23 protein-coding genes are annotated in these 24,000 nt (G+C 75.3%); 10 read left to right on the forward strand and 13 right to left on the reverse strand.

The window, feature by feature from the left end:
• Nucleotides 1-29: 29 nt before the first annotated feature.
• Complete coding sequence (locus ACFCZ1_RS01405; protein WP_376676259.1) at nucleotides 30-239, reverse strand: hypothetical protein; 210 nt, start codon at nucleotides 237-239, stop codon at nucleotides 30-32.
• A 761-nt stretch (nucleotides 240-1,000) separates the two neighbouring features.
• Between ACFCZ1_RS01405 and ACFCZ1_RS01410 the strand changes: the two genes are divergently transcribed.
• Nucleotides 1,001-1,207 carry a cold-shock protein gene (locus tag ACFCZ1_RS01410; RefSeq protein ID WP_376676260.1) on the forward strand — a complete coding sequence of 69 codons (207 nt, stop codon included), beginning with the start codon at nucleotides 1,001-1,003 and terminating at the stop codon, nucleotides 1,205-1,207.
• Between the two features lie 318 nt (nucleotides 1,208-1,525).
• Here ACFCZ1_RS01410 and ACFCZ1_RS01415 read toward each other — a convergent pair whose 3' ends face one another.
• From ACFCZ1_RS01415 to ACFCZ1_RS01435, 5 genes are all read right to left on the reverse strand, one after another.
• Entirely contained in the window at nucleotides 1,526-2,119 is a 594-nt protein-coding gene (locus ACFCZ1_RS01415) for a TetR/AcrR family transcriptional regulator (RefSeq protein ID WP_376676261.1), read from the reverse strand.
• Nucleotides 2,116-2,469: a DUF1304 domain-containing protein gene (locus ACFCZ1_RS01420; protein WP_376676262.1), complete on the reverse strand. Its 354-nt coding sequence runs from the start codon at nucleotides 2,467-2,469 to the stop codon at nucleotides 2,116-2,118. The genes ACFCZ1_RS01415 and ACFCZ1_RS01420 overlap by 4 nt, the downstream gene beginning before the upstream one ends.
• Nucleotides 2,470-2,560: 91 nt before the next feature.
• Entirely contained in the window at nucleotides 2,561-2,755 is a 195-nt protein-coding gene (locus tag ACFCZ1_RS01425) for a ferredoxin (protein WP_376676756.1), read from the reverse strand.
• Nucleotides 2,756-2,775: 20 nt separating this feature from the next.
• Nucleotides 2,776-3,963 carry a cytochrome P450 gene (locus tag ACFCZ1_RS01430; RefSeq protein ID WP_376676263.1) on the reverse strand — a complete coding sequence of 396 codons (1,188 nt, stop codon included), beginning with the start codon at nucleotides 3,961-3,963 and terminating at the stop codon, nucleotides 2,776-2,778.
• A gap of 141 nt (nucleotides 3,964-4,104) precedes the next feature.
• Nucleotides 4,105-4,443, reverse strand: coding sequence for a thioredoxin family protein (locus ACFCZ1_RS01435; protein ID WP_376676264.1), 339 nt, complete (start codon nucleotides 4,441-4,443; stop codon nucleotides 4,105-4,107).
• 106 nt (nucleotides 4,444-4,549) lie between these two features.
• Between ACFCZ1_RS01435 and ACFCZ1_RS01440 the strand changes: the two genes are divergently transcribed.
• Complete coding sequence (locus ACFCZ1_RS01440) at nucleotides 4,550-4,819, forward strand: hypothetical protein (RefSeq protein ID WP_376676265.1); 270 nt, start codon at nucleotides 4,550-4,552, stop codon at nucleotides 4,817-4,819.
• Nucleotides 4,820-4,871: 52 nt separating this feature from the next.
• Here the strand turns inward: ACFCZ1_RS01440 and ACFCZ1_RS01445 are convergent, their stop codons facing one another.
• On the reverse strand, nucleotides 4,872-5,249 hold the full coding sequence (locus ACFCZ1_RS01445; protein WP_376676266.1) for a hypothetical protein: 378 nt from the start codon (nucleotides 5,247-5,249) through the stop codon (nucleotides 4,872-4,874).
• A gap of 179 nt (nucleotides 5,250-5,428) precedes the next feature.
• Between ACFCZ1_RS01445 and ACFCZ1_RS01450 the strand changes: the two genes are divergently transcribed.
• Nucleotides 5,429-5,785 carry a YciI family protein gene (locus tag ACFCZ1_RS01450; RefSeq protein ID WP_328924159.1) on the forward strand — a complete coding sequence of 119 codons (357 nt, stop codon included), beginning with the start codon at nucleotides 5,429-5,431 and terminating at the stop codon, nucleotides 5,783-5,785.
• Between the two features lie 58 nt (nucleotides 5,786-5,843).
• Complete coding sequence (locus tag ACFCZ1_RS01455) at nucleotides 5,844-7,064, forward strand: RNA polymerase sigma factor (RefSeq protein WP_376676267.1); 1,221 nt, start codon at nucleotides 5,844-5,846, stop codon at nucleotides 7,062-7,064.
• Nucleotides 7,065-7,649: 585 nt separating this feature from the next.
• Here the strand turns inward: ACFCZ1_RS01455 and ACFCZ1_RS01460 are convergent.
• From ACFCZ1_RS01460 to ACFCZ1_RS01475, 4 genes are all read right to left on the reverse strand, one after another.
• Nucleotides 7,650-9,131 (reverse strand): condensation domain-containing protein, encoded by a 1,482-nt coding sequence (locus tag ACFCZ1_RS01460; protein ID WP_376676268.1) that lies wholly within the window; start codon nucleotides 9,129-9,131, stop codon nucleotides 7,650-7,652.
• Between the two features lie 89 nt (nucleotides 9,132-9,220).
• On the reverse strand, nucleotides 9,221-10,219 hold the full coding sequence (locus ACFCZ1_RS01465) for an ABC transporter ATP-binding protein (protein ID WP_376676269.1): 999 nt from the start codon (nucleotides 10,217-10,219) through the stop codon (nucleotides 9,221-9,223).
• The gene (locus tag ACFCZ1_RS01470; RefSeq protein WP_376676270.1) at nucleotides 10,216-12,954 is read right to left on the reverse strand and encodes a hypothetical protein; all 2,739 of its coding nucleotides are present in this window, start codon (nucleotides 12,952-12,954) and stop codon (nucleotides 10,216-10,218) included. Before ACFCZ1_RS01470 ends, ACFCZ1_RS01465 begins: the two co-directional genes overlap by 4 nt.
• Nucleotides 12,951-16,274 carry an FtsX-like permease family protein gene (locus tag ACFCZ1_RS01475; protein ID WP_376676271.1) on the reverse strand — a complete coding sequence of 1,108 codons (3,324 nt, stop codon included), beginning with the start codon at nucleotides 16,272-16,274 and terminating at the stop codon, nucleotides 12,951-12,953. Before ACFCZ1_RS01475 ends, ACFCZ1_RS01470 begins: the two co-directional genes overlap by 4 nt.
• A gap of 175 nt (nucleotides 16,275-16,449) precedes the next feature.
• On the opposite strand from ACFCZ1_RS01475, the gene ACFCZ1_RS01480 reads away from it, so the two are divergent.
• Nucleotides 16,450-17,178 (forward strand): ABC transporter ATP-binding protein, encoded by a 729-nt coding sequence (locus tag ACFCZ1_RS01480; RefSeq protein WP_376676272.1) that lies wholly within the window; start codon nucleotides 16,450-16,452, stop codon nucleotides 17,176-17,178.
• On the opposite strand, the gene ACFCZ1_RS01485 is transcribed toward ACFCZ1_RS01480, so the two are convergent.
• Nucleotides 17,168-17,608 (reverse strand): STAS domain-containing protein, encoded by a 441-nt coding sequence (locus tag ACFCZ1_RS01485; protein ID WP_376676273.1) that lies wholly within the window; start codon nucleotides 17,606-17,608, stop codon nucleotides 17,168-17,170. The two genes, ACFCZ1_RS01480 and ACFCZ1_RS01485, sit on opposite strands and share 11 nt — an antisense overlap.
• Before the next feature lie 187 nt (nucleotides 17,609-17,795).
• Here ACFCZ1_RS01485 and ACFCZ1_RS01490 point away from each other — a divergent pair, with 187 nt between their 5' ends.
• From ACFCZ1_RS01490 to ACFCZ1_RS01510, 5 genes are all read left to right on the forward strand, one after another.
• The gene (locus tag ACFCZ1_RS01490; RefSeq protein ID WP_376676274.1) at nucleotides 17,796-18,731 is read left to right on the forward strand and encodes a hypothetical protein; all 936 of its coding nucleotides are present in this window, start codon (nucleotides 17,796-17,798) and stop codon (nucleotides 18,729-18,731) included.
• A 119-nt stretch (nucleotides 18,732-18,850) separates the two neighbouring features.
• The gene (locus tag ACFCZ1_RS01495; RefSeq protein WP_376676275.1) at nucleotides 18,851-19,423 is read left to right on the forward strand and encodes a hypothetical protein; all 573 of its coding nucleotides are present in this window, start codon (nucleotides 18,851-18,853) and stop codon (nucleotides 19,421-19,423) included.
• A 43-nt stretch (nucleotides 19,424-19,466) separates the two neighbouring features.
• Entirely contained in the window at nucleotides 19,467-21,374 is a 1,908-nt protein-coding gene (locus ACFCZ1_RS01500) for a serine/threonine-protein kinase (protein ID WP_376676276.1), read from the forward strand.
• A gap of 10 nt (nucleotides 21,375-21,384) precedes the next feature.
• Nucleotides 21,385-21,756: a hypothetical protein gene (locus tag ACFCZ1_RS01505; RefSeq protein ID WP_376676277.1), complete on the forward strand. Its 372-nt coding sequence runs from the start codon at nucleotides 21,385-21,387 to the stop codon at nucleotides 21,754-21,756.
• 142 nt (nucleotides 21,757-21,898) lie between these two features.
• On the forward strand, nucleotides 21,899-22,975 hold the full coding sequence (locus ACFCZ1_RS01510; protein WP_376676278.1) for a DUF2330 domain-containing protein: 1,077 nt from the start codon (nucleotides 21,899-21,901) through the stop codon (nucleotides 22,973-22,975).
• A 115-nt stretch (nucleotides 22,976-23,090) separates the two neighbouring features.
• On the opposite strand, the gene ACFCZ1_RS01515 is transcribed toward ACFCZ1_RS01510, so the two are convergent.
• A complete protein-coding gene (locus tag ACFCZ1_RS01515) occupies nucleotides 23,091-23,963 on the reverse strand; it encodes a DMT family transporter (RefSeq protein ID WP_376676279.1) in 873 nt (290 codons plus the stop codon).
• Between the last annotated feature and the right edge of the window lie 37 nt (nucleotides 23,964-24,000).

Below are 24,000 nucleotides of genomic sequence, written 5' to 3' on the forward strand. Positions count from 1 at the left end.
GGTCAACCGCCCATGGTACCAGCGGGGGGCTACTGCCCCCCGGTCTCCGGTTCCCCGTCCGGTTCCCCGGAGCGCACCTGTGCGCAGTGGGTGCGGACCTCGGCCGCGGCGCGCTCGAACCGGTCGGCGATCACGGCGGTCTCGTCGGGGGTGCAGTCGGCGAACAGGGCGCCGAGCCGGTCGTAGAACGGCCGGTAGACCGCGACGACCCGGGCGGCGGCCTCCGGCTCGGCCGCCACCCGCACCCGGCGCCGGTCGGCGGGGTCGGGTCGCCGCCGCGCGTATCCGGCGCGTTCGAGCCACCGAGCCTACTGCCGTCCGTTCGAACAGGGGGAATCATGAGTGCGCACGGTCACGTCGACCTCGGCCACACGGTGGCCGGCCGGACCGGTACGGGGCCCTGGCCCTGCTGGGCTTCGCCGGAGCGGGCGCGGCGACGTGTGCGGCGTGGACCCCCGGCGTCTGGCTCGGCCACGGCGCCGTCGCCGCGGCCGGGATCTGCCGCCGGGATCGTCACCGGGCTCCTCCACCTCGCGGGATGGGGCAAACCGGGCGGGCCCCGGCCGGAGGCCGAGTGGGGCCGGCGCACCCGCGACACCGCGGCGCGCACCGGCCACGCCGACTGCGTGGGCTGCCGGGCCGGCCGGCCGGGGCGAGCCCGCGCGGAGCCTCCCGGCCCCGATCCGCCGCGTCGTTGCCCGCCGGGGGCGGCGGCGCGTGAACAGCGGCGCGTGAACATGCGGGTGAAGTGCTCCCCGCAGGGGATGGCCGAGTCGCCCGGTCCGGAATCCGGAACGTCCCGAATCCGCTCGTGTCCCGCCACCTCCCGAAGCGGTCGGGGAGGCGCCGCTCCCTCGATCCGCCGACAAGGCGGTCAGAAGTTCGAATGCGCGCCACGCCCCGGTTGGCCGCGTTCAGCGTGTGCTCTGCGGAACCTTTGGGCAGGATCGGGACGGCCGCATATGCGGCCCGCATTGGAACGTTGAGAAGGATCAGCCAGATGGCAACAGGCATCGTGAAGTGGTTCAACTCGGAGAAGGGATTCGGGTTCATCCAGCAGGACGACGGCGGCCCGGACGTGTTCGTGCACTTCTCCGCCATCGAGACCAGCGGCTTCAAGTCTCTGGAAGAGAACGCGAGGGTCGAGTACAACGTGACCCAGGGCCCCAAGGGCCCCCAGGCCGAGCGGGTGGTCCCCCTCTCGTAGTCCGCTTCACGAGCACAGCCCGTGGTTGTGAGCCCCGCCGGTCCGTCCGGCGGGGCTCTCGGCGTCCATGAACGGCTCCGGGCCCGGGCGGGCGGCCGTCACGGCCCAGGGGGCGGGGCTGCCCTCCGGGTGCGGTGACCGGCAAGGTCCACCTGGTCGCGGCCCCCGGCGCGGCCCCTCGCCGCGTTGTCGGACCACGCCGTACGTCCAGTACGGGCCGCGGCCCTCCGCCTTGCGGTGCACCGCACCTGGGGGCCCCTCCCAGCGGTAGCCGGGGGAACGCCGCCCCCCCCGGTCAAACTTTTCCGGCGCATCACACTAGACGGCCCGGTGGAGGGCCAGCAGCAGCCGCCACAGGTGGTCCGCCAGTCCGGCCGGATCCGCCGGGACGGCGCCGTGCAGCCAGTCCGCCAGGACGCCGGTGAAGGTGGCGGCGACCGCCGAGGCGACGAGATCGGAGTGCGGGGCACCCGCCGCCGTGCGCTCGGCGTGCGCGCGGGCGCGCAGCTCGCGGTGGAGGCGGTCGCCGAGCGGGCCGCCGCCGCCCGGGAGGAGCAGCGTGCGGTAGAGCGGCGCGCGGTCCGCCGCGTCCGCCAGGAACGCGGCCAGCGCGGCGGGGGGTCGTGCCGGCGGGAGCGATCCGGGGCCCGTCTGCCAGGTGTGCAGGGCGTCCACCGCCGCGTGCACCACGTCCGCGCAGGCGTCCACGGCGAGCGCGGTGAGGTCCTCGTAATGGAGGTAGAACGTGGCGCGGCCGACCTGCGCCCCACGGACCACGGCCGAGACGCTGACCTCGGCGAGCGGCTTGTCGGCGCACTGCGCGAGCAGGCTCTCGCGCAGCCGTGCCTTCGTCCTGGCCGTGCGCGGGTCCGGTGCGCGCGGGGCCGGCGCGCGAGGTTCCCGAGGACTCATGCGGCCAGCAGCGCCGCGCCGAGGGCGAGTGCCCCGGGCAGGGCCTGTGCGAAGAGGATCCGGCGGTTGGCGGTCGCGGCCCCGTACACCCCGGCGACGATCACGCAGACGAGGAAGAACACCTGCGTGGCGAGCGAGTCGATGACGAGTGCCCAGACCAGCCCGGCGGCGAGGAACCCGTTGTAGAGGCCCTGGTTGGCGGCGAGCGGTGCGGTGAGCCGGGCGGTGTCCGCGTCGAAGCCGTGCAGCGCGCGCCCCGGCGGCCGCTGCCACAGGAACATCTCCAGGACCAGGAAGTACACGTGCAGCGCGGCCACGAGGCCGGTCAATGCCTGAGCGACCGTGTGCATGGCCGACTCCACTTCTCGGGGGATTTGATTTCCTGGACAACTGTACAGGAAATCAATTCCCCCGATACCTGCGCCCCCGCCACCGGCCGGGTCAGTCCTCCCGGACGGAGATGGCCGAGACCGGACAGGCCCGGGCGGCCTCCCGGACCAGTGCGCTTCCCGCGCCGTCCGCGCGGCCCGGGAGCAGCTCGCTGAACCCGTCGTCGTCCTGGGTGAACACCGCGGGCGCGGTCAGCGCGCACTGGCCCGCGCCGATGCAGACCCCGGTGTCGATGTCGATGTGCAGCCGCCCGCTCGACACGGCCCTCACCACGCCACGGGGAGTTCGACCATGCCCTGGATGGTGTCGCCGGGCTTGAAGGGGATCTTGTCCGGGTCGGCCGCCAGCCGCAGTCCGGGCAGCCGCTCGAAGAGCGTGCCCAGCGCGATCTCCATCTCCGCGCGGGCCAGGTTCTGGCCGAGGCACTGGTGGATGCCGAAGCCGAAGGCCAGGTGGTGGCGGGCGGGACGGTGCCAGTCCAGCGCGTCCGGCTCCTCGAAGACGGAGTCGTCGCGGTTGATGACGGACGTGGAGAAGACGACCCCGTCGTCGGCGCGCACCGTCACCCCGCCGACGGCGATGTCCTCGGTCGCCACCCGCAGCATCCCGTCGGCGATCGACAGGAACCGCATCAGCTCCTCCACGGCCGAGGTGATGAGCGCCGGGTCGGCCCGCAGTTCGGCCAGCTGCTCGGGGTGGCGCAGCAGGGTGAAGGTACCCAGCGAGATCATGTTGGCGGTCGTCTCGTGCCCCGCGACCAGCAGGATCACGGCGAGGGCGACCAGCTCCTCGACGTCGACCTCGCCCGTCTCCAGGCGCTGCGCGATGAGCTCGTCGAGCAGCCCGTCGCCGGGCTCCCGGCGCTTGCGCTCGATCAGGCCGACGAGGTAGCCGTCGAGCAGGCGGCGGGCGTCCTCCACGTCGGCCGGCTCCGGGCCGCGCAGCAGCCGCCGCGACTGCCCCTCGAAGAACTCGTGGTCCTCGTAAGGGATCCCGAGCAGCGCGCAGATCACCATCGAGGGCACCGGCAGGGCGAAGGCGCTCACCAGTTCCGCCTGCGGGCCGCCCGCCACCATCTCGTCGATCAGCCGGTCCACGGTCTCCTGGATCCGCGGCCGCAGGGCCGCCGTCCGTTTCAGGGTGAAGCTGGGGATCAGCATCCGGCGCTGGACGTTGTGCTCGGGATCGTCGAATCCGAGCAGTGCGGCGCGCCGGTTCTGCAGCCCCTTGAACCGCCTGGTCGGCGCCGGGAAGGCCGCGTTCTGGCGGTCGGCGGAGAGCCGGCCGTCGGCGAGCAGGGCGCGCGCCTCGGCGTGCCCGGTGACCACCCACACGGAGCGGCCGTCGAAGAGGGTGACGCGGGAGAGCGGCCGGCTCTCCCGCAGGGGTTCGTAAGCGGCCGGTGGGTGGTAGGGACAGGTCCGGTCCTGGGGGAAGGCAACTGTTTCTGACATGGAGCACCTCGCACGCGATGGTTCCGTCTCGCCGGACTCCATTACATGCCTGAGGCACCTATCCCACCTATGCCACTTTCGGCCAGACCGCCCGAGTTCGCTCACAGGGCCCAACCGGCGGCCGCGCCCTCGGGGGCGGCGTCAGACGTGGGCGTCCAGGAAGGCCCGGAACTCCTCGCGCGTCATCGGCCCGGCCTGACTCGCGACCGCCTCACCGTCCTTGATGAGCACGGCGGTCGGCGCGCCGGTCACGCCGTAGCGCCTGGTCGGGCCGGGACAGCGGGTCATGTCCGTGCGGACGGCGGTGAACCGCGTCCCGTACTCCTCGGACAGCTCGCCGACGAGCGCGTCCATCGCCCGGCAGGCCTCCAGGGCCTTCGGCCAGGTGCCGCAGAAATAGGCGAGAACCGGCCCCGGCGCCATGGAGAGGATGAAATCGAACTCCTGGTTCTCCAGTGGCTGGTGTACCCGACGTGCCATGCGTGCCGCTCCTCGCTCCCACGCCTCCCGCGACCGGGGGGCGGTCCCCATCATCGCCGCTGCGCGCGGCGGCCGATTGTCAGTGGTGCCTGTGAAGCTGGGAGGCATGGACGACAGGATGCTCCGGCGCCGGGTCTACGGCGCCGACCACGACGACCCCGACCCCGGCCCCCGCCGCGACCACGTCTACGGCGAACTCGTGGGCGGTCCCCTCGACGGGCTCCTCCTCGACGTCACCGGCTGGAGCCCCCCGCAGCTCGCGGAGGAGGCCCGACTGCCCACGGAGATAGGGCGCTACGGGGCGGGCGGCCGCGCCCACTACCGCCGCCGGGCGGCCGACCCGGGGCGCTGGGACTGGACGGGCGACAGCCCCTGACCGGATCCGGTCCGTCAGCGGACCGGGGTGAGCCGGTCGGCCGGTCAGCGGGTCAGCTGGCCGCCGCGTCGCGGCTCACCTTCCCGGCCCACAGCACCAGCGGCACCTGGAGCGGCAGCCGGGCGAACGCCACGGCGCGCACGGCGGAGGAGCGGTGGCGCGCGTCGGCGGCCATCTTGACGTTCGCCGGGAACACGCCGACGAAGAAGGCGGCCGTGGCCAGTGCGGCCGCCTTGCGGGTCCGTGGATGGGCGACAGCGGCGGCGAGGGCGAGCTCGGCCGCCCCGCTCGCGTACGTCCACCCGCGCGGGCTGCCCGGCAGCGAGCGCGGGACGATCGCGTCGAACTTCTCGGGCACGACGGCGTGCGCGACCGCCGCCCCCGCCAGGAGACCGGCGAGCAGGAGCGGGGAGGAAGGCGTGCGCGGCATGGGGGACCTTTCGAAGGCGGCCTGGGCCGCGATCCTACTCACGAGTAGGGGCGCGCCGGATGGCCGCTCCGGAAAATTCTCCGAAGAATCTTCGAGGAGCTGTCGATCCGGGCGCCTCCCGTTCGACGCAGGGGTGAGAGGCGGGGAAATCCCCCGCCGCTTCCGACCGAGGAGTCACCATGCCGCGCTTCCTGACGATGATCCGCATCAACGAGCAGGACCTGCCCCCCGAGAAGTTCCCGGCCGAGTTCGAGCAGCGCATGGGCGCCCTGTTCGAGGAGATCACCAAGGCCGGGGTCATGCTGGACACCGCCGGACTCCTGCCCACCTCCGAGGGGACCCGGCTCAGCTGGTCCGGCGGGAAGATCAGCTACACCGACGGCCCGTTCACCGAGACCAAGGAGGTCGTCGGCGGCTACTCCCTGACCCAGTGCAAGGACAAGGCCGAGGCCATCGAGTGGACGAAGCGGTTCCTGGAGATCCACCCGGCGGAGTGGAACGTGAGCGCCGAGGTCAGGGAGATCCAGGAGATGTGATCCGCGCCGCGTTTGCCCTGCCACGTCACGGCTGCTCTGATGGGTGGCCGTGACGGCAGTGAGTACGGCCCAGGCGGTCGAAGCGGTGTTCCGGATCGAGTCCGCGCGCATCATCGCGGGCGTCGCCCGCATCGTGCGGGACGTCGGCATCGCCGAGGAACTCGCGCAGGACGCCCTCGTCGCCGCTCTCGAACAGTGGCCGCAGTCCGGCGTCCCGGACCGGCCGGGCGCCTGGCTCATGGCCACCGCCAAGCACCGCGCGGTCGACCTCGTGCGCCGCAAGGAGACGTACGCGCGCAAACTCGCCGAGGTCGGCCGGAGCCTGGAGGACGTACCCGCCCCCGGCGAACCGGCCGACCCGGACGACATCGACGACGACCTGCTGCGGCTGATCTTCACCGCCTGCCATCCGGTCCTGGCGACCGAGGCCCGGATCGCACTCACCCTGCGCCTGATGGGCGGGCTGACGACCCAGGAGATCGCCCGCGCCTTCCTCGCCTCCGAGTCCACCGTCGCCCAGCGCATCGTCCGGGCGAAGCGAACGCTCGCCACCGCCGGCGTGCCGTTCGAAGTCCCGTACGGGGCCGACCGCGAGGCACGGCTCGAATCGGTCCTGGAGGTCATCTACCTCGTCTTCAACGAGGGCTACTCGGCCACCGCCGGCGAGGACCTCCTCCGCCCCGCCCTGTGCGAGGACGCCCTGCGGCTGGCCCGCGTCCTGACGGCCCTGATGCCGGGGGAGCCCGAGGTGCACGGCCTCGCCGCGCTGCTGGAGTTCCAGGCGTCCCGGACGGCCACCCGCACCGGCCCCGACGGGGAACCGGTCCTGCTCGCCGACCAGAACCGGGCCCGGTGGAACCGGATGCTCATCCACCGGGGCATGGAGGCCCTGCGCCACGCCGGCAGCGGCCCGTACTCCGTACAGGCCGCGATCGCGGGCTGCCACGCGGCGGCCGTCCGCTACGAGGACACCGACTGGCCGACGATCGCCGCCCTGTACGGGAGGCTCGTCACGCTCGTCCCGTCCCCGGTGGTGGAGCTCAACCGGGCGGTGGCCGTATCGATGGCCCGGGGACCCGAGGCGGCGCTGCCGCTGGTCGACGCGCTGGCGCGGGAACCGGCCCTGCGCGCCTACCACCTGCTGCCGAGCGTACGGGGGGACTTGCTGGAGCGCCTCGGCCGGCCGGCGGAGGCCCGCGCGGAGTTCGAGCGGGCGGCCTCGCTCACCCGTAACGCCCGGGAACGCGCCCTGCTCCGCCGCCGCGCGGCCCGCCTCTGACCGCAGCGCCCCGCCGTGTCCCTCGCGCCGGTCCCGGCCGCTGGACCGTGATGCCGAAGGAGCCCGCCACGGGCGACGGGCCGTCACATCTCCGTGCGGATCAGCCGGGTCTGGGTCTTGTCGTCAAAGTGGCGTCGGTCAGGCCCGCGGCGGCCCGGCCCGCCGCCGACCCGTGCGCGGCCCGGGTCCCGGCAGGACACGACGGCCGGGGCGACCGGGGCGACCGGGGCGACCGGGGCGGCGAAACGGCAACGGTCACGAGAGTGCCTCGGCGGGACCGCCGTGGGCCGCACCCACGGGGTGGCCGAGGACGCCCGGCCGGCGGCAGTGCGCGTCCTCGGCCGGCAGGGCCCCGACGCCGCCGTCCGGAGCTCCGTCCGCTCCCGCGATGACCTGCACCGGCGCGCTCGACCGCCTGGGCCGCCGGCCGCGTCCTGCCACCACCGCGGCGTCGTGCGGCCCTGTTCGCGCCCCTCGTCGGGTACGCCGCGACCGGCGCGCTCCGGGGCGCCCGCCGGGGCGAGCCGAACGGTCCCCCGTACCTCCTCCGTCTGCCGTGGAGGCCGGCCGGGACCCGGCTCCCGGTCAGCCGCGCCGGGCGAACGCGGCCACGTCGAGCGGCGTTCCCACGGGCCGGCGCGGCGGGGTCAGCGCGACGGGCCGGCGGAACCCGCCCGAGCGGGTGATCTCCTGGACCGTCAGGCGCAGCGCCTCCTGGAAGCCGCCCATGGTGTGGCGGGCCGCGGGGGTGTCCACGTACAGGGAGTTCATGTGCAGCCCGTCGGCGTCCCGCTGGAACCACGAGCAGGCTCCGTTGGCCCGCGCCGACCACACGTGGGTGGCGGGCCGCCACTCCCCGTGGCGGTCGGCGCCCTGGCACTTGCGCATGTCGATGTACGAGAAGAAGTTCACCGGGTACGGCCATGAGCGGGCGGCGAACTCCTCGGGCGCCAGCAGCTCCCACGCCCGGACGAACGGTACGTCGATATGGCCGATCATCTCGGTGAATCCGGCCCGGACCGCGGCCATGACCTGGGCGAAGTCCCGGCCGGGGGAGGCGTCGAACTCGATGGGCATGGTGTTGACGAACCAGCCCACGGAGTCCGCCCAGCCTTCCCGCCCGCGCTCGCTGACCGGCATCAGGCCCCGGTAGACGCCGGGGCCGCCCGCATCGCGCAGGCACACCGCGACGGAGGCGAGCACCCCCATGAACGGCTTGCCGCCGACCGCCAGGCAGGTCTTCTCGAACACCTCCGCCTCGCCCGCGTCCAGCAGCACCGAGGCCTCGTTGACGATCGGGTACATCCGGCCCGGTTCCACGCCGAGGTCGAGGGGGAAGCGGGGGAAGAACTCGCCGCCGCGCGCGATGAACTCCCTCCAGTAGTCCAGGCGTTCGTCGCGGGCGTCGATGGAGAGGTAGCGGCGCCGCTGCTCGTCGGCGAAGTCGAGGTAGCTGCGGGCGACCGGCGGCAGCCCGCTGTCCTCACCGCGGCACAGGGCCTCGTAGTCGGTCAGTACCTCGTGGACGACGATCGGCATCGACATGCCGTCGCACACGATGTGGTCGAAGGCGAGATAGACCGTCGCGGAGTCCTCGCGCAGGACCGCGCCCATGGTGAACAGCGGCCAGGACAGGGTGTCGATGCTCCGCTTGAACCGCTCGACGAGAAAGTCCCGCAGCAGTTCGGAGGTGTCGAAGACGCCCACCGGCTCGGCTTCGAGGGCGAGTTCGGCGGGGTCGAAGGGCTCACAGGCCAGTTCCCCGGCCAGCCTCCGGAACGCGCACCTCAGCACCTCGTGCCGCTGCACGAAGGCCAGCAGGGCGCGGGCCAGGGCCGGTTCGTCCAGGCGTCCCGCCACTTCGAAGGTGACGGCGATCCACGACGCGACGGGGTCGTCGGCGGCCCGGCTCTCCTCGGCGACGGTGAAGTGCTTGTCCTGGTTGAAGGACGCCCTCCTGCCCGCCGCGTCACCCGGGCCGTCGGGCTCCGCCGCCGTGGACCGCAACCGCCACTCGACCACCCGACCGGGTGCCACTTGGTGCATTTCCAGAGGAAATTGCCGCATACCGTCATCCCTTCGCCCCCGAGTCAACCCCGAGGCCCTTAACGACCCCCGGCCCGGGGAAGTGACGGAATCCGGTCCCGCGGTGTCCTTCAGACGTCGTTCCCGTCCGCGTCCGCGTTCCCGTCCGCGTCCACGTCCGCGTCGTCGCGGCGCACCTCGATGTGGTCGGCGGCGAGGTCCACGGCCACGCGCTGCTCCATGCCCAGCGCCTCCAGGAACTTCTGCGGCAGCTGCACGCGGCCGGTGCGGTCCAGCATCACGTACTCGCGCTCGCTCACCGACTCCGTGCCGTGCTCGTCGGTGACCGTGCGGCGCAGGACCTCGCTGCTGGTGCGGCCGTCGCGGATGGCCACCGTGCGGCGGACCTCGCCGGCGACGAGCGGGTCGTGGGTCACGATGACCACGGTGGCGCCCAGCTCGCGGTTGACGGTGCGGAAGGCCTCGAAGATGGCGGCGCCGGTCTCGGAGTCGAGCTCGCCGGTGGGCTCGTCGGCGAGCAGGACCGCGGGGTCGTTGGCCATGGCCACGGCGATCGCCACCCGCTGCTGCTGTCCGCCGGAAAGCTCGGCCGGCCGGCGGCCCGCCAGGTCGGGGATCTGCAGGGCTTCCAGGAGGTCGCGGACGCGGGCCGCGCGGCGCGCGGCGCCGCCCCGGGAGGCCCGGCCCCTCAGCTGCATGGGGAGCGCGATGTTCTGGGCCGCGGTCAGGAAGGGCAGCAGGTTGCGGGCCGTCTGCTGCCAGACGAAGCCCACCGCCTCCCGCCGGTAGCGCAGCCGGTCCTTCGCGGACATCTCCAGGAGGTCGTAGCCGTCGACGGTGGCGGTGCCCGCCGTGGGGACGTCCAGTCCGGCCAGGATGTTCAGCAGGGTGGACTTGCCGCTGCCGGAGGCCCCCACCAGGGCCACCAGGTCACCCTGGGCCACCGTCAGTTCGAGCCCCTGCAAGGCCTGCACCTCGACCCCGTCGGTGCTGAAGATGCGCACCAGACGGTCGCAGACGATCGTCCTGCCCGCCCCTGTCGTACGGGGCGCGGCGGCGGCCAGCGCCTGCCTGCGCAGCTCTTCGTAGGTCGGCTGGTCGGTGTTCACCGCTGGTCTCCCGCTCTCAACTCGGTGGTGATCTGTCGCCTGCCGGACATCGCGGCCTCCGCGAGCACGCCCGCGGTGACCAGGGCCGTCAGGCCCAGCACCTGGGTCAGTACGGGCCGCGCGGCGAGCCGCAGCCCGGCCGGCACCTTCTCCCCGACCAGCGCGGACAGGTCCACGGCCGGGCCGAGCAGGGCCACGGCGGCCAGCGCGACCAGCCCGCCGCCGAGAGCGGCGACGAGCGCCTGCGGCAACGCCTCGGCCAGGATCAGCGCCACGCCCTGCCGGGGGCGCAGGCCCATGGTGCGCAGCCGCGCCAGCAGAGCGGCCCGCTCGGGCGCCGCGCGGACGAGGGTGAGGAGGACGGACAGCAGGGCGAATCCCGCGGTTGCGGCCACGGCTGCCCAGAACAGCCGGCCCGCTCCCCGCTGGAGGGGTTCGCCGGCGAGTGCCGCGACGGACGCGGCGCTGGTCTTCACCGTGTGCTGGCCGGCGGTCGCGGCCGGAACCGCGGTGCGGACCAGGTCGTGCAGCCGCGCCTCGTCGACGGGCCCGGTCGCGAACCACCGGTTCGGGCGGGCGGACTTGGGGACGTGGGCGCCGGCCGGTCCGGCCGGGAGCACGACGGTGGCGCCGCCCGGGCCCGTCAGGGCGGGCGTGCCGTCGACCACACCGGCGGCCCTGACCGGGATGTCGTCGCTGCCGATCCGCACCCGCAAGGTGTCCCCGACGGCGCGCGCGGCGAGGTCGCGGCTCAGCAGCGCGGGCACGGGAGCGTCGGGGGCGCCCCCGGCGAGCAGCGCCGGGTCGAAGCGGCCGCGCCCCACCGTGCGGGCCAGTTCCGCGTACGCCACCGGGTCGGCGACGACCACCGTCACCTGGGTGGAGCCCTCCTTGGTGCCGAAGAGGAAGGTGTAGTCGTCCGTCCACACGGGGACGGACGTGCGCACGCCGGGCAGTGCGGCGGCGGCGCGGATGAGTTCCGGCGCAAGGGTGCCGCCGGCGGGCGCGGCGACCTGGGCGTCGCCGCCCACGGTCTGCCGGACCGCCTGCAGCCGGGCGGTCTCCACCGAGCTCAGCACCGTGGCCCCGAAGCCGCCCGTGGTGACCGCGAGCAGCAGCGCGACCAGCGGCAGCACCGGGACGCGTGCCCGGCCGCCCGTGCCGCGGGCGGCGCGGGCCAGCCCGAGGAAACCGATCAGGCCGGGTCCCCGCCCCGCCGCCCGGGCCAGCGCCCCGACGGCGGCGGGCAGCAGCCGGGCCAAGGCGAGCGCCCCGGACAGTGCCAGGAGCAGCGGCGCGGCGACCACCAGCGGGTCCAGTCCGCCGCCCGCGGGGGCGACCCCGCGACGGCGGACCTCGAACACGGCCGCGGCGGTGGCGGTGAGCACGAGCAGCTCGCCGACGAGCCGGCGGCGGGGGCGCGGCCGCCGCGGGGCGGACAGCAGCACGGCGGCCCGTACGGGGAAGGCCAGCAGCGCCAGGAGGGTGACGGCGGACGCCCCGGCCACAGAGGCCGTCAGGCGCGGTGTCGGCAGCAGCAGTACGGCGAGCCAGGTGGCCAGCGCGGCGGCGGGCAGCACGGTGACGGCGGCCTCACCGAGCAGGCGGCCCACGACGGAGCGGCGGGAGCCGCCGCGTGCGATCAGCAGGCGCAGCTCGGCCTCGCGCCGGTCCCCGGTGAGCGCGGCGGCCAGGCAGAACACGACGAGGGCCACCCCGGCGACTCCGGCCGCGCCGATGGCGGCGAGCGGCGCGGCGGCCCGGCGCCTGGCCTCGGCCTGTTTGAACAGCTCGGGCAGGCGGGAGTTGATCCGCAGCTCGGGGCGCTGGGTGGCGCGCGTCAGCTCGGAGGAGGTGGGGCCGGCCACATAGGCGGCGATCTCGCGGGTGACGGCGGGCAGCCGGTCGGCCCGCAGGATGCCGGTGTCCACCGGCAGCCGCCAGAAGTCCTCGGCGCCCTCGCCCCAGACGGCGAGCGGGTCGAGGCCGTCCGGGCCGACCAGGGCGGCCGTCTGCCAGTACAACTGGGGCATGGCGGTGGGAGTGAAGGCCTGGCAGGCCTTGGTCAGGCAGGGCAGGGGGTCGCTCCAGTAGACGTCCGCCGGGTCGGCGGCGTCGTAGAGGCCGACCACCTCGGCCCGGGCCGTGCCGGTGGAGCCCGGCACGGATTCCAGGACGGTGCCGAGGGGGACCCGGAGGGTCTCGGAGGCACTGCGCGACAGCGCGACCTGGACCGGGGCGCCGGGGGCGGCGCCGCCCGGCCAGTGCCCGGCCACGAGGGACGCGTGCGCGGCGGCCTCGGGCAGGCGGACCAGCGTGAGCCGCGGGTCGACACCCTCGGGACGGGGCATGTCGGGGTTGGTGAGGCTGCGCGATTTCACACCGAGGGTGCCGTGCACCGGACCGCTCGGGTCGAGCCTGAAGGACCCGCCGGTACGCGAACGCAGCGTGGCGAGTACGGAGTCCAGCTCCTGCGGGCTCTGTCGGCCGTACCGGGCGGGCGAGGTGGCGAGCAGGCTCGTCGGGCTCGGGCCCCGGTCGTGCAGGAAGGAGCGCAGCGCCTGGTCGGAGCCGCGGTCGACGGCGCGCGGCAGGGCGGCCGCCAGCAGGACGGCGACGAAGGCCAGGGCTGCGCCGAGCAGCGCGGTCAGCGGCGCGGCCCGCAGCCTGGTCCTTACCCAGGGCGCGGGACGGGTCCTGCGCCCGTCGGCGGTGGTCGGGGCCGGGCGGGTCACATCTCCTCCAAGAGGCGCAGCCGTTCGGCGGAGCCCCGGACGGTCCGGTCACGGCGGCCGCCGAACACGGCCGACAGCAGCGGCACCGCGGCGACCGCGGCGGCCATCAGCAGGGTCTGGGCCGTCGGCAGGTCCACCAGTACGCCGGGCACCGGCCGCCGCGCGGCAGGCGTCAGGACCACCAGGGGCACCACCAGGTGGACGATGGCGGCGCCGAGCCCCAGCCCGACGGCCGTCCCCAGGCCCACCAGGACACCGCTCTCGGCGACGGCCGTCCGGCCCAGCCCGCGGCGCGGCGCACCGAGCGCCAGCAGCACGGCGAACTCCCGGGCCCGTTCCCGCCCGGTCGCCGCGGCGGCGGCCCCGAAGCCGATCGCCGCCAGCACCGCGCACGCCACCGCGAGGGCAGCGAGCGCGCTCTGCGGGCCCGCGCTCAGCGGGTCGTCCAGCAGGGCGGCGGCCACTTCCTCGCGCAGCTCCACCTTCTGCGACCCGGCCGCGGAGCGCAGTTCGGCGGCGGCCTGCGCGGGAACGGGGTCGTCGGCGGAGGCGGCCGGCAGCCACCACTCGGTGGGGGCGGGCAGATCCCGCGCCCCGTCGGCCGCCAACAGCCGCCCGGCAGTGGCCAGATCGAAGGCCAGCGCGCTGTCACCGGCCACCGGCAGGGAGCCGACGGCCGCGGTGATCCGCACCGACACGGTCGCGCTGCCCAGGGGAACGGGGACCAGATCACCGACGGACGCCCCGACGGCGGCGAGGTATGCGCGGGTGGCGATGCCGGGCACCTCAGCCGCGGGAGCACCGCCCGCGACCAGCCCGAGCCGGACGCCGCCGAGCGTGTCGGAGCCGCCCCGGTAGCGCAGCCGCAGCAGTGCCGGGCCGTCCCGGCCGTCCTGCGCGCCCGGCAGCAGCTCGGCGACAGGGGCGCCGCTGGTCAGGGCCGGGGCACTCAGGCTCCAGGGGGACGCGCTGCCGCCGGGCACGGGCAGGGCCTCACCGCGCGGGGTCTCGGCGACGGCGAGCCGGCGTACGGTCAGCTCCCCGGCGAGGTTCCGCGGGTCGGGAGCCCCCCCGTCGTCGGAGAGGCCGGCGCCGCCCTCCTTCATGCCGTACGAGAACACCATCCCGGCCAGACTCAGCGGTGTGGCCGCGGACCCGAGCGGGGCCCCCGCGATCGCGTCCAGGTCCACCGACACGGTCGCTTCCCCTCCTTCGGGCAGCTGGAGCATCGGCGTTTGGAAGGTGAGGCCGAACCGGTCGCGCAACAGCAGCCCCAGGCCGGGGTTGCCGACGGTTTCCGGCACCCGTACCGCCACGTCCACGTCGATGCGCCGCGGCCGGCCGGGCAGCGCGATGCCGCCCGCGCCCCGGCCGCCGTCCACGGCGAGGGGCGCGAACAGCTCCCGCATGGCGCGCCCGTCCCGCAAGTCGGCGCGCAGCGGTACCCGTTCGCCCACCCCGGCGGCGTCCAGCGCGAGCACCTCGCCGGCGCGGCCGCCCGGCAGGTCCTGCTTGGTACGGATCACCGGGATCACCCGCTCGCCGCCGGGCAGCGCGCCGTAGCGGCCGCCCCGGCCCGGCGAGGCCAGGTCGCTTCCCGAGATCCGCAGGCCACCGGCGGTGGCGAAGTCGGCCTGGTCGCGCTGGGACGCGGACCACGCGGTGTGCTGGCCGAGTGCCAGGACCCCGCTGGACACGGCGAGGACCAGCAGCAGCACGGGGCCGGTGGCCCGCCCGGGCCGGCGGGCGAGCTGCCAGCCGACCAGGGCCGGGCCCAGCCCACGGCCGCGCGCGGCCAGCCGTCCGCCCAGCCGCGCGGCGAACGGCAGCAGCCGCAGCACCAGGAGGGTGCCCGCGCACAGGGCCAGGGTCGGCGCGGCCACCAGCACCGGGTCGACGCCGAGTCCGCCGCCCGCCCCGGCCGGGGCGGGCCCGTGGCCGCTGTACTGCGCCAGCTGCTGGTAGGCGAGGACGGCGAGCGCCACCAGCGCCAGGTCCGCACCGGACCGGGCGGCCCCGGCGACGAGGGCCTGACGGCGGCCGCTGCGGCGCAGGGCGGCGGCGCCCGCGCCGCGCAGGACGGCCGGGAGCGCGGTCAGGGCCACGCACCCGAGGGCGCAGGCCGCCGCGACCGGCCACAGCAGCAGGCCCCCCGAGGTGTCGAACGGGACCCGTGACAGCGGGCCGAAGCCGCTGAGCAGGTCCAGCAGGGGCGGGGTGAGCAGCGGTGCGAGAACGGCGGCGGGCAGCGCGAGGAGCAGTGACCCGGCCGCGCCGAGCGCGCCCAGCCGTCCGCGTGAGGCGCCGCGCGCGGTGAGCAGGACGCGTTCGGGCTCCTGGCGGTCCGTCAGCAGGTGCGCGACCAGCAGCAGTGCGGCGGCGGCGAGGACGGCGAGCTGGAGCGCGCCGACCAGCAGGGAAGAACGGGCGACGAGCTGCGCGGACTCCAATTCGCCCAGCAGAGCCGCGAGTTCGGTCCTGACCTGGAGGCCGGCGGGAACCTTGACACCGGCTCCCGCCGGGCCGCCGGCCAGTGGCGCCGCGCGCTCGCGCAGCGCATCGGCCTCGGCGGGGCGCACGGCGGCGAAGTCCGGGGTGATGAGCGAGGCGCGGCTGTTCTGCGCGAGTGCGCCCGTGGTGAAGGCGCTGCCGTCGACGAGCAGCGGGCCGTAGGTGGTGAAACTGCCGACCTGGACCTCACGGCCGCCGAGCGGGTCGAGCCGCCAGTACACGTCCCCGGGATCGGCCGCCTGGTACACGCCGGTGACCAGCACGGTGAGCGGGGCGCCGCCGTAGCGGTCGTCCAGCCGCAGTTCGGCGGGTAGCGCGGCCTCGGTCAGTCCGAGCCGGACCAGCGCCGCCCGGGGCACGGCCACCGGCAGCCGGGACGCATCCGCGCCACCCGGTCCGCCCGACGCCTGCGGCCACTTGCCCGCGAGGAGCCGTACGCGGTCCCGGTCGAGTGAGGCGAGCAGCGTCAGATCGGCGTCCTTGCCGGGCACGCGGCCGCCTTGGAGGCCGTACGGACGGCTCCGCGCCACCGACTCGACGCCGAACGGGACCGTGGCGAACAGCTCGCCCGCGAAGGACCGTACGGCCTCGTCCCCGGGGCGGGCCGACTCCGGATGCTCATCGGTGACCAGGACGGTGGCCCGGGTCCGGCCCGGTCCCTGGAGGGCCTGGCGCAGCCCCGCCTCGCCCACTCCGCGGGTGAAGGCCAACAGCGCCGTCAGCACGGTCGTGGTGATCAGTACGGTGAGCAGCACGGCGGCGGCGAGCGGCAATCGCCCGCGCAGCCGGCGCACGACGAAGCCGAGCATGTGTCTGATTCCTCCCCCATCCGGACCGCCGGCACCGGATAGCGGACGATGCTGTCAGATTCGAACGCACAGGGGAAGGGACTTGCGTGCAGGATGTGACGGATGAGCAAATTCGACAACAGGCGCTCCGCGGGGCGCCGGTCGGTCGAATCCAGCCCCAGGGGGAGCCCGCAACATGACGCAGCAACAGCACGGCACGGCCGCGCCCATGGTCGTGGTGGACGACGTCCACCGGAGCTTCGGCAGCGGCTCGCGGGCCGTACACGCCCTGCGCGGGGTCTCGTTCGAGGTCCGCCGCGGCGAACTCACCGCCCTCAAGGGCCGGTCGGGCTCCGGCAAGACCACCCTGCTGAACCTGGTCGGCGGCCTCGACACCCCCAGCTCCGGAAGCGTCGTGCTCGACGGCACCCCGCTGGCGGGCCTCGACGAGTCGGGGCTGCTGGCGCTGCGCCGCGAGCGGATCGGCTTCGTGTTCCAGTCCTTCGGCCTGATCCCCGTGCTGACCGCCGCCGAGAACGTTGGGGTGCCCATGCGGCTGCGGAAGACCCCCGCGCGTCAGCGCGAGGAACGCGCCAGGACCCTGCTCGCCCTGGTGGGCCTCGCCGACCACGCGGGCCAGCGCCCCGGTGAACTCTCCGGCGGTCAGCAGCAGCGCGTGGCCGTGGCGCGGGCCCTGGCGAACGAACCGGACCTGATCATCGCGGACGAACCCACCGGCCAGCTCGACTCCGAGACGGGGCGCTCGATCATGCGCCTGCTGCGGGCGGTGGTGCGCAGCGAGGGCGTCACCGCGCTGGTCGCCACCCACGACCCGGCCCTGATCGAACTGGCCGACCGGGTCGTGGAACTGCGTGACGGCCGCATCGTCGACGAACACCGCGTCGACCAGGCGGTCATGGGCTGAGGCGGACCCGGGGAGGGGGATGGATTCGGGGAGGGGGATGGACCCGCGCCGCCACGGTCAGCAGCAGGCGCAGCGCGCGGGAGGTGGCCGCCAGCTCCACCCGGCCGCCGCTCCGGGCCCACCGGTCCAGCACGTGGAGCAGGGCCGAGTCGCAGAAGCTGACCCGGGCCGCGTCCAGGACGAGCCGGCGGGCTCCGCGGGCGGCGCCTTCGTCGAGGAGACCGTACAGGGGGGCGCAGGTGTGGTGATCGAACTCCCCGGCCAGGCTGACGGCGAGGACGCCGTCACGGAGCGTGGCCCGTATGCGGGGGAGGGGATCGGGACCGGCCTCCACCGCGAGCTCGGGGAAGGTCTCGCGGGGAGCGGCGGCCACGGCCGGGACCGGGGCGCCCGCCGACGCGTGTATCAGGACTTCTGTCGGAGTGCGCATGACCGCTCCAACGGGCTGCGCCCCAGGTGGGAACGGGCGGGGCCGGTCATTCACCCGCGCGGGCCGGGTCCGCAGGCCCGTTCCGACGATCTTCACCCCGCCCCGCGGAGCCGCTGCGTCCGGCCGGCGGCGCGCTGGGCCCGCACGGTCCCCCGTCCGCGGCTGATGATGACGGACAGTGGGCGGCGTGGATGTGGAAGAGGTCATCGACGCCCTGTACGCGCTGCCCCCGGCGCGGTTCACGGCGGCACGGGACGAGGCGGCGTCCCGCGCGAAACGGGCAGGGGACGCGGCGGCGGGGAAGCGGATCGCGGCGCTGCGGCGGCCCACCATCGCGGCATGGACGTCGAACACGCTGGTCCGGGCGAAGCCGGAGGAGGTGGAGCAGTTCCGCCAGCTCGGGCAGGCACTGCGGGCGGCGCACCGGACCCTGGACGGGGAGCAGCTGCGCGATCTGTCCCACCAGCAGCACGTGGTGATCGGGGCCCTGGCCCGCGAGGCGCTGCGGCTGGCCGACGAGGCCGGGACCCCGGTCTCCGAGACGGTGCTGCGGGAGGTCGAGCAGATCCTCTACGCAGCCCTGGCCGATCCGGAGGCGGCCGAGGCCTGGGCCTCGGGCCGGCTCGCGAAGGCGCCGCAACTGCCGACGGACTTCCCCGGCGTCGACGCGGACGCCGTACCGCCCGAGCCTCCCGTACCGCCCGCACCGCCCGCACCGCCCGCACCGCCCGAGCGGCCCGTACCGCCCGAGCCTCCCGCACCGCCGCCTGTACCGCCCGAGCCGTCGGCTCCCGCCGCGGCGAAGGCCGCCGCGCGGCGGCCCGCCCCCCGGGCCGAGGCCGCGCGCGCCGCCGCACGGGACGCCGAATGGGCCGCCACGGCGCGGGAGGACGAACTGCGCCAGGCCGAGGAGGCCCGGCAGCGGGCGGTCGCGCAGGCGGCCGCCGCCGACGCGGAGGTGGAGCGGGCCCGGGCGGCCCGGGACCTCGCCTACGCCGCCGTCGCCGAGACCGAGGAACGCCACCGGGCGGCAGCCCGCGAGGCCCGTAAGGCCCGGCGCGCTGCGGAGACCGCCGCGCGCCGGGTGCGAACGGAGCGGGCCGAGGACGACGGGGGAGCCTGACCACCGGCCCGGCCGTCCCCGCTGCTCGGTGTGCAGCACGGCAGTCGGCGGCGGAGGCCGCCATCCGCAGGCCGAACCCGGCCAGTTCCGCGTAACGGCGCAGGAACGCCGACTCCGTCTTGAGGCAGTCGAGCAGCCGAGCAGCCGAGCAGCCGGCAGTCGAGCACCCAGCGCCCGGCGGCCGGTTCGGCCAGGTCGTCGGGCGTCCGCTCCGCGAGGCGGTGGCCGGGCGGCAGGACCGGCCACAGCGGGTCCTCCGCAAGCGGGACCCAGCCGAGCGCGGGACGCCCGTCCGGCCGCACGGGCGGCGGCCCTCGAAGTGGTGGGCCGGGGCGAGCTCGGCGGCCCCGGCGCGGACCGTCTGCACGGCGGCCCCCGGCTCGCTCTCCGGCACCGCCGGCTCCACCTCAGGACGCGCGGCCACGCACCGGGACAGCGCCTCCGGCAGCAGGCGGCGGCCCCCGCTGGTGAAGGTGGCCACGGTGAGGCGCGGCTGGGGCGCCGGCCCGGGTTTCGGGCTTCCCCGCCGGGTCGCCGACCGGCTGCCGGGCGCGATCGCCGGCTGCGGCGCGCTGGAGCGCGTCGCAGCCGCGGACCTTCGCCGCGCCCCCGGAGGCGCCACCCTCGCCCCCGAGTTGCTGCGCGGGTGCGCGCGGGCCACCCGTGCGAGGACCGGCGGGGACGCCCGGTAGGGTGCCGGTCGACAGGAGAGTACTGCGTGGGAGACGTGAGTTGATGAGTGGTCAGCAGCCGGGCCGGGACACTACCCCTGAGGTCTTCCAGCCGCTCTCGGCAGACGATCCGACCACCATCGCCGGGTACCGGCTCGCCGCCAAGCTCGGCGCCGGGGGCATGGGCAAGGTGTACCTGTCGTACACCCCGGGCGGCCGGCCCGTGGCGATCAAGGTGATCCGCCCCGAATTCGGGGAAGACGCCGAGTTCCGCCGCCGGTTCGCCCAGGAGGTGCAGTCCGCGCAGCGGGTGCAGGGCCTGTTCACCGCCCCCGTCATCGACGCCGACACCGACGGCGCGCAGCCGTGGCTCGCCACCGCCTACGTGCCGGGACCCTCGCTCGCCGACGCCGTCGTCGAGCACGGGGCGCTGCCGGTCGAGGCGGTGCTGCTGCTGATCGCCGGCATGGCCGAGGCGCTGCACGTCATCCACGGCGCGGGCATCGTGCACCGCGACCTCAAGCCGTCCAACGTGCTGCTCGCCGCGGACGGGCCCCGCGTCATCGACTTCGGCATCGCCTACGCCGCCGACGCCACCTCCCTCACCGGGAGTGGAGTGACCATCGGCACCCCTTCGTTCATGGCCCCCGAGCAGGCGGCGGGGCGCAAGGTCACCCCGGCCACCGACGTCTTCGCGCTCGGCCAGGTCGCGGCGTACGCCGCCACGGGCACCCCGGCGTTCGGCGAGGGGACCTCGCACGGCGTGCTCTACCGGATCGTCCACGAGGAGCCCGACCTCAGCGGGGTCCCGGAGCGGCTGACCGAACTCGTCACCCGCTGCCTCGCCAAGGACCCCGAGGCCAGGCCGTCCCTCTCCGAGATCATCGCGCTCTGCCAGGCGGCGAACGCGGAGACGGTCCTGCGCCGCCCCGAGGACTGGCTCCCGGCTCCCGTGGCCGCCGACATCACCGTGCGCGCGGCCGCCCCGGCCCCGGTCCAGACCCCGCCGCCGCCCTCGGCCGCCCCGGCCGTGGCCCCGTACACGCCCACCACTCCGGTGGTTCCGGCCACTCCGCCTCCGGCTCCGGCCACCCCGCCGACCGTTGCGGCCACCCCACCGGCGGCTCCGGCCACCCCGCCGCCGGGCTACGGGCCGGCACTGCCACAGCAGGCGCAGCAGCCGCAACAGCCGCAGCACCCCGTCCAGCAGCGGTACCCCACGCCCCCGCCCACGCAGGCGCACGCCCATGCCTACGCTCCGACCCAGTTCCCGGCGCACCCGCAGCCGCAGCCGCACGGCTACCCCGGGTACCCCGTGCCCCCGGGCGCCCAGCCCCCGAAGAGCTCGGGCAAGCGGGGCCTGTTCATCGCACTCGCGGCCGCGCTGGTCTTCGCCGTCGCGGGGACCGGCACGGCGTACGTCCTGCTCAAGAACAACGGGCAGCAGGCGCAGGGCAGCGGCACCTCCCAGGACAAGGGCAACGGGACGGGGACCGGGACGGACACGGCCGGCGGAGGCCAGACGGGCACGGGCAAGCCGAGCGCGAAGCCCGGCGCCAAGGCCGATCCGAAGCCCACCGACCACAAGGGCATCAACCTCACCGCCGGCTACCACCTGACCCTCGGTGACGAGGACGTCCGGCCCCAGGAGGGCGAGGACGGCGGGTACGAACTGTCCTACGACACCGGCGGATACCTCGACGCGGAGACCTCGGAGGGGAACATGGTCCTGCTCGATCCCGGGCAGGAGGGGACCCTCGCCGTCTGCCGCGCCGAGACGCGGTTCGCCAAGAACATCTATCTGACCAAGCTCGCCAAGGGGCGGCAGATCTGCGTCACCACGGGCACCGGACACATGGGCCTCGTGACGGTGCAGGGCTTCTCGCCCGAGGGTTCCCCCAGCAAGTACATGACGCTGGACGTGACGGTCTGGCGCAATGCCGCCGGCTCCGGCTCCGGCTCGCGCGGCTGAGCCGGCGTCGGTGACCGGACACCCGCTCCACCGGACCGTGATCACGGCGGGGGAGCAGGGCTCCGGCGCCCGGCTCCCCGCCGAGGACGAACCCGCCCGCCGGGCCGTACGGGCAGGCCCCGGCGTCCAGGGCGGCGTCACCGAACTGCCGAGCCTCACGCGGTGGACGCGCTCGCCGGGGGAGGAGCCGGGCGGCCGGACCCTTCCCGTCGAGCGGGGCGAGGCCGGCACCGAGCAGGCGGAGCAGCCGAGGATCGTCAGCACCCGGCACCCGGCACCCGGCACCCGGCACCCGGCACCCGGCACCCGGCACCCGGCACCCGGCACCCGGCACCCGGCACCCGGCACCCGGCACCCGGCGCCACCGTCCACCACGTGCTGAGGCTGCGTCCCTTCTCCGGCGCCCGGGTCGTGGTGGAGCGCGCGACGCACACGGTCCCGTACTCCGGGGCACGGTGTCCGCCGTCCCCGGACCGCTCCCGGGGAACCGGACCGGGTGGGCTGCCGTCTGAGACCCCGTGTGGATGAAACGAAGAATCCTGGTCCTGCTGTTCGCCCTGCTCACGACCCAGCTGGGCTCGCTCGTCAACCCCGCGTGGGCCTGCGGATGCGGGGCGATGATCCCCGAGGGCTACGCCCGCATCGGCGTCGAGAAGGAGACCTCCGTCGTCCGCTGGGACGGTCGCACCGAACAGATCGTGATGCGGTTCGTCGTCCGCGGGGACGCGCCCCGGGCGGCCTGGATCATGCCGGTGCCGGGGCGGGCCACGGTCGAACTCGCGGACGGGGCGGTGTTCGGCGAGCTCTCCCGGCTGACCGAGCCGCAGGAGAAGACCCGTCACTACTTCTGGCCGCGTGAGGGCGACTGGCCCTTCTCCTCCCGCTCCGGGGACCGCATGGCCGGAGCCGCGCCCGGCGACGGCGCTCCCTCGGTCGGGGTCGTGGGCCGCGAGCAGCTCGGCGACTTCGACGTCGCGCGTCTGACGGCGACCGACCCGGACGCGCTGCGGAAGTGGCTGGAGGACAACGGCTTCAAACTGCCCGACGGCCTCGCCACCGAACTGAAGCCCTACGTCGACCAGAAGTGGGAGTACGTCGCCGTCCGCCTCGCCCCGCGACAGCAGGGCAAGAAGCTGCAGGGCACCCTGGACCCGCTGAAGATCCGCTTCGACAGCGACCGGCTGGTCTACCCGATGCGGCTCTCCCGGATGGCCAAGACCCCGCAGTCCCTCGGCCTCTACGTGCTCGCCGACCACCGCATGGAACCCGGCTCCACGATCGGTGGCTCCGCGCCGAAGGTGACCTTCGCGGGCACCGTGACCGCGAAGGGCACTCCCCTCGCCGAACTCACCGGCGGAAAGCCGGTGTTCCTCACCGCCATCGATCAGGAGTTCCCCGAGCCGGGCCGCATCGACGGGGACCACGAACTGCGCGCCGCCGCCAAGGACACCCCGTACCGCCGGACCGTCCACCACGACGAGCTGCTCACTGTGGGAGACGGCATTCCGGTGTGGCTCCTGACGGTGTCGGCAGCCCTGGTCCTGTCAGCCGCGGCCGCGGCCGTCACGGTCCGGCTCCGGCGTCGCCGGCGGACCTCCTAGAAGGGCGGGGCGGCCGGATCCGCCGCGCGGGGTGGTCGTACGGGCGGAGGCCGCGGGCCTCTGCCGCAGCGGCCGGCACGGCACGGGGCCGCACTCCGCTCGAATTCCCCACACGCTAACCGGCCTCGGCCCCTGCCTCGGCCCCGGCCCCTGCCCGGGCCAGGGCGAGTACGCCCGCGCAGATCAGGGCCAGACCCAGCAGCTGGGGGAGCAGCCACCAGTGGGTCCGCAGGTGCTCCTCGTACAGCAGCACGCCCAGCGCGACGCTGACGCCCGCGTCGCCGAGGGTCAGCGCGGGCTGCGACGCGACCAGCGGTCCGCCCTGCATGGCGTGTTCGAGCAGCAGCAGGGCGCAGACCCCGGCCGCGGCGAAGGCGTACGTCTCCCAGGTGGTCAGGAAGGCGCCGAGGCCGCCCTCGTCGAGGACGTGCATGGCGGACTTCATCAGGGCGGCGGTGAGCGCGTAGCAGACGGCGGTGGCCGCGCCCAGGCATCCGGCCCGCATCCGGCCGGGCGGCCGGCGCAGCCCCGACACGGCCAGTACGGCGACCGCCGCGGCGCACGCCGCCAGGGCCAGGACCCACCGGTCGAGCGGTACGTGCGTCCGGTTGCCCCGGGGCGAGGCGGCCACCAGCACGATCCCGAGCCCCGCCACGACCCCGGCGACGGCGAGCCACGACGCCGACGGCAGCCGGTCGCGCGCCATCAGCGAGGCGATCAGCAGCGCGAGCGGCAGCTCCAGGACGAACAGGGGCTGCACGAGGGCCAGCGCGCCGGTGGCCAGCGCCGCGGCCTGCCCGACGCCGGCCGCGATCACGGCCAGGATCCCGGCGAGCCACAGCGGCCGCCGCAACAGGTCGAGGACCAGCCCGAACCGGAAGCCGTGGCTCTGCGGCACGGTGAGCGCCGCCCGCCGCTGCAGCACGGTGGCGAGGGCGTTGCTGAGAGCCGCGAACAGTGCGAAGAGGACAGGCAGGACGAAGCCCATGCCCCCGATCCTCACCGATCCGCCGGGCCGTGGTCGT

It is taken from the genome of Streptomyces sp. NPDC056224 (assembly GCF_042267665.1).
Taxonomy (GTDB): Bacteria; Actinomycetota; Actinomycetes; order Streptomycetales; family Streptomycetaceae; genus Streptomyces.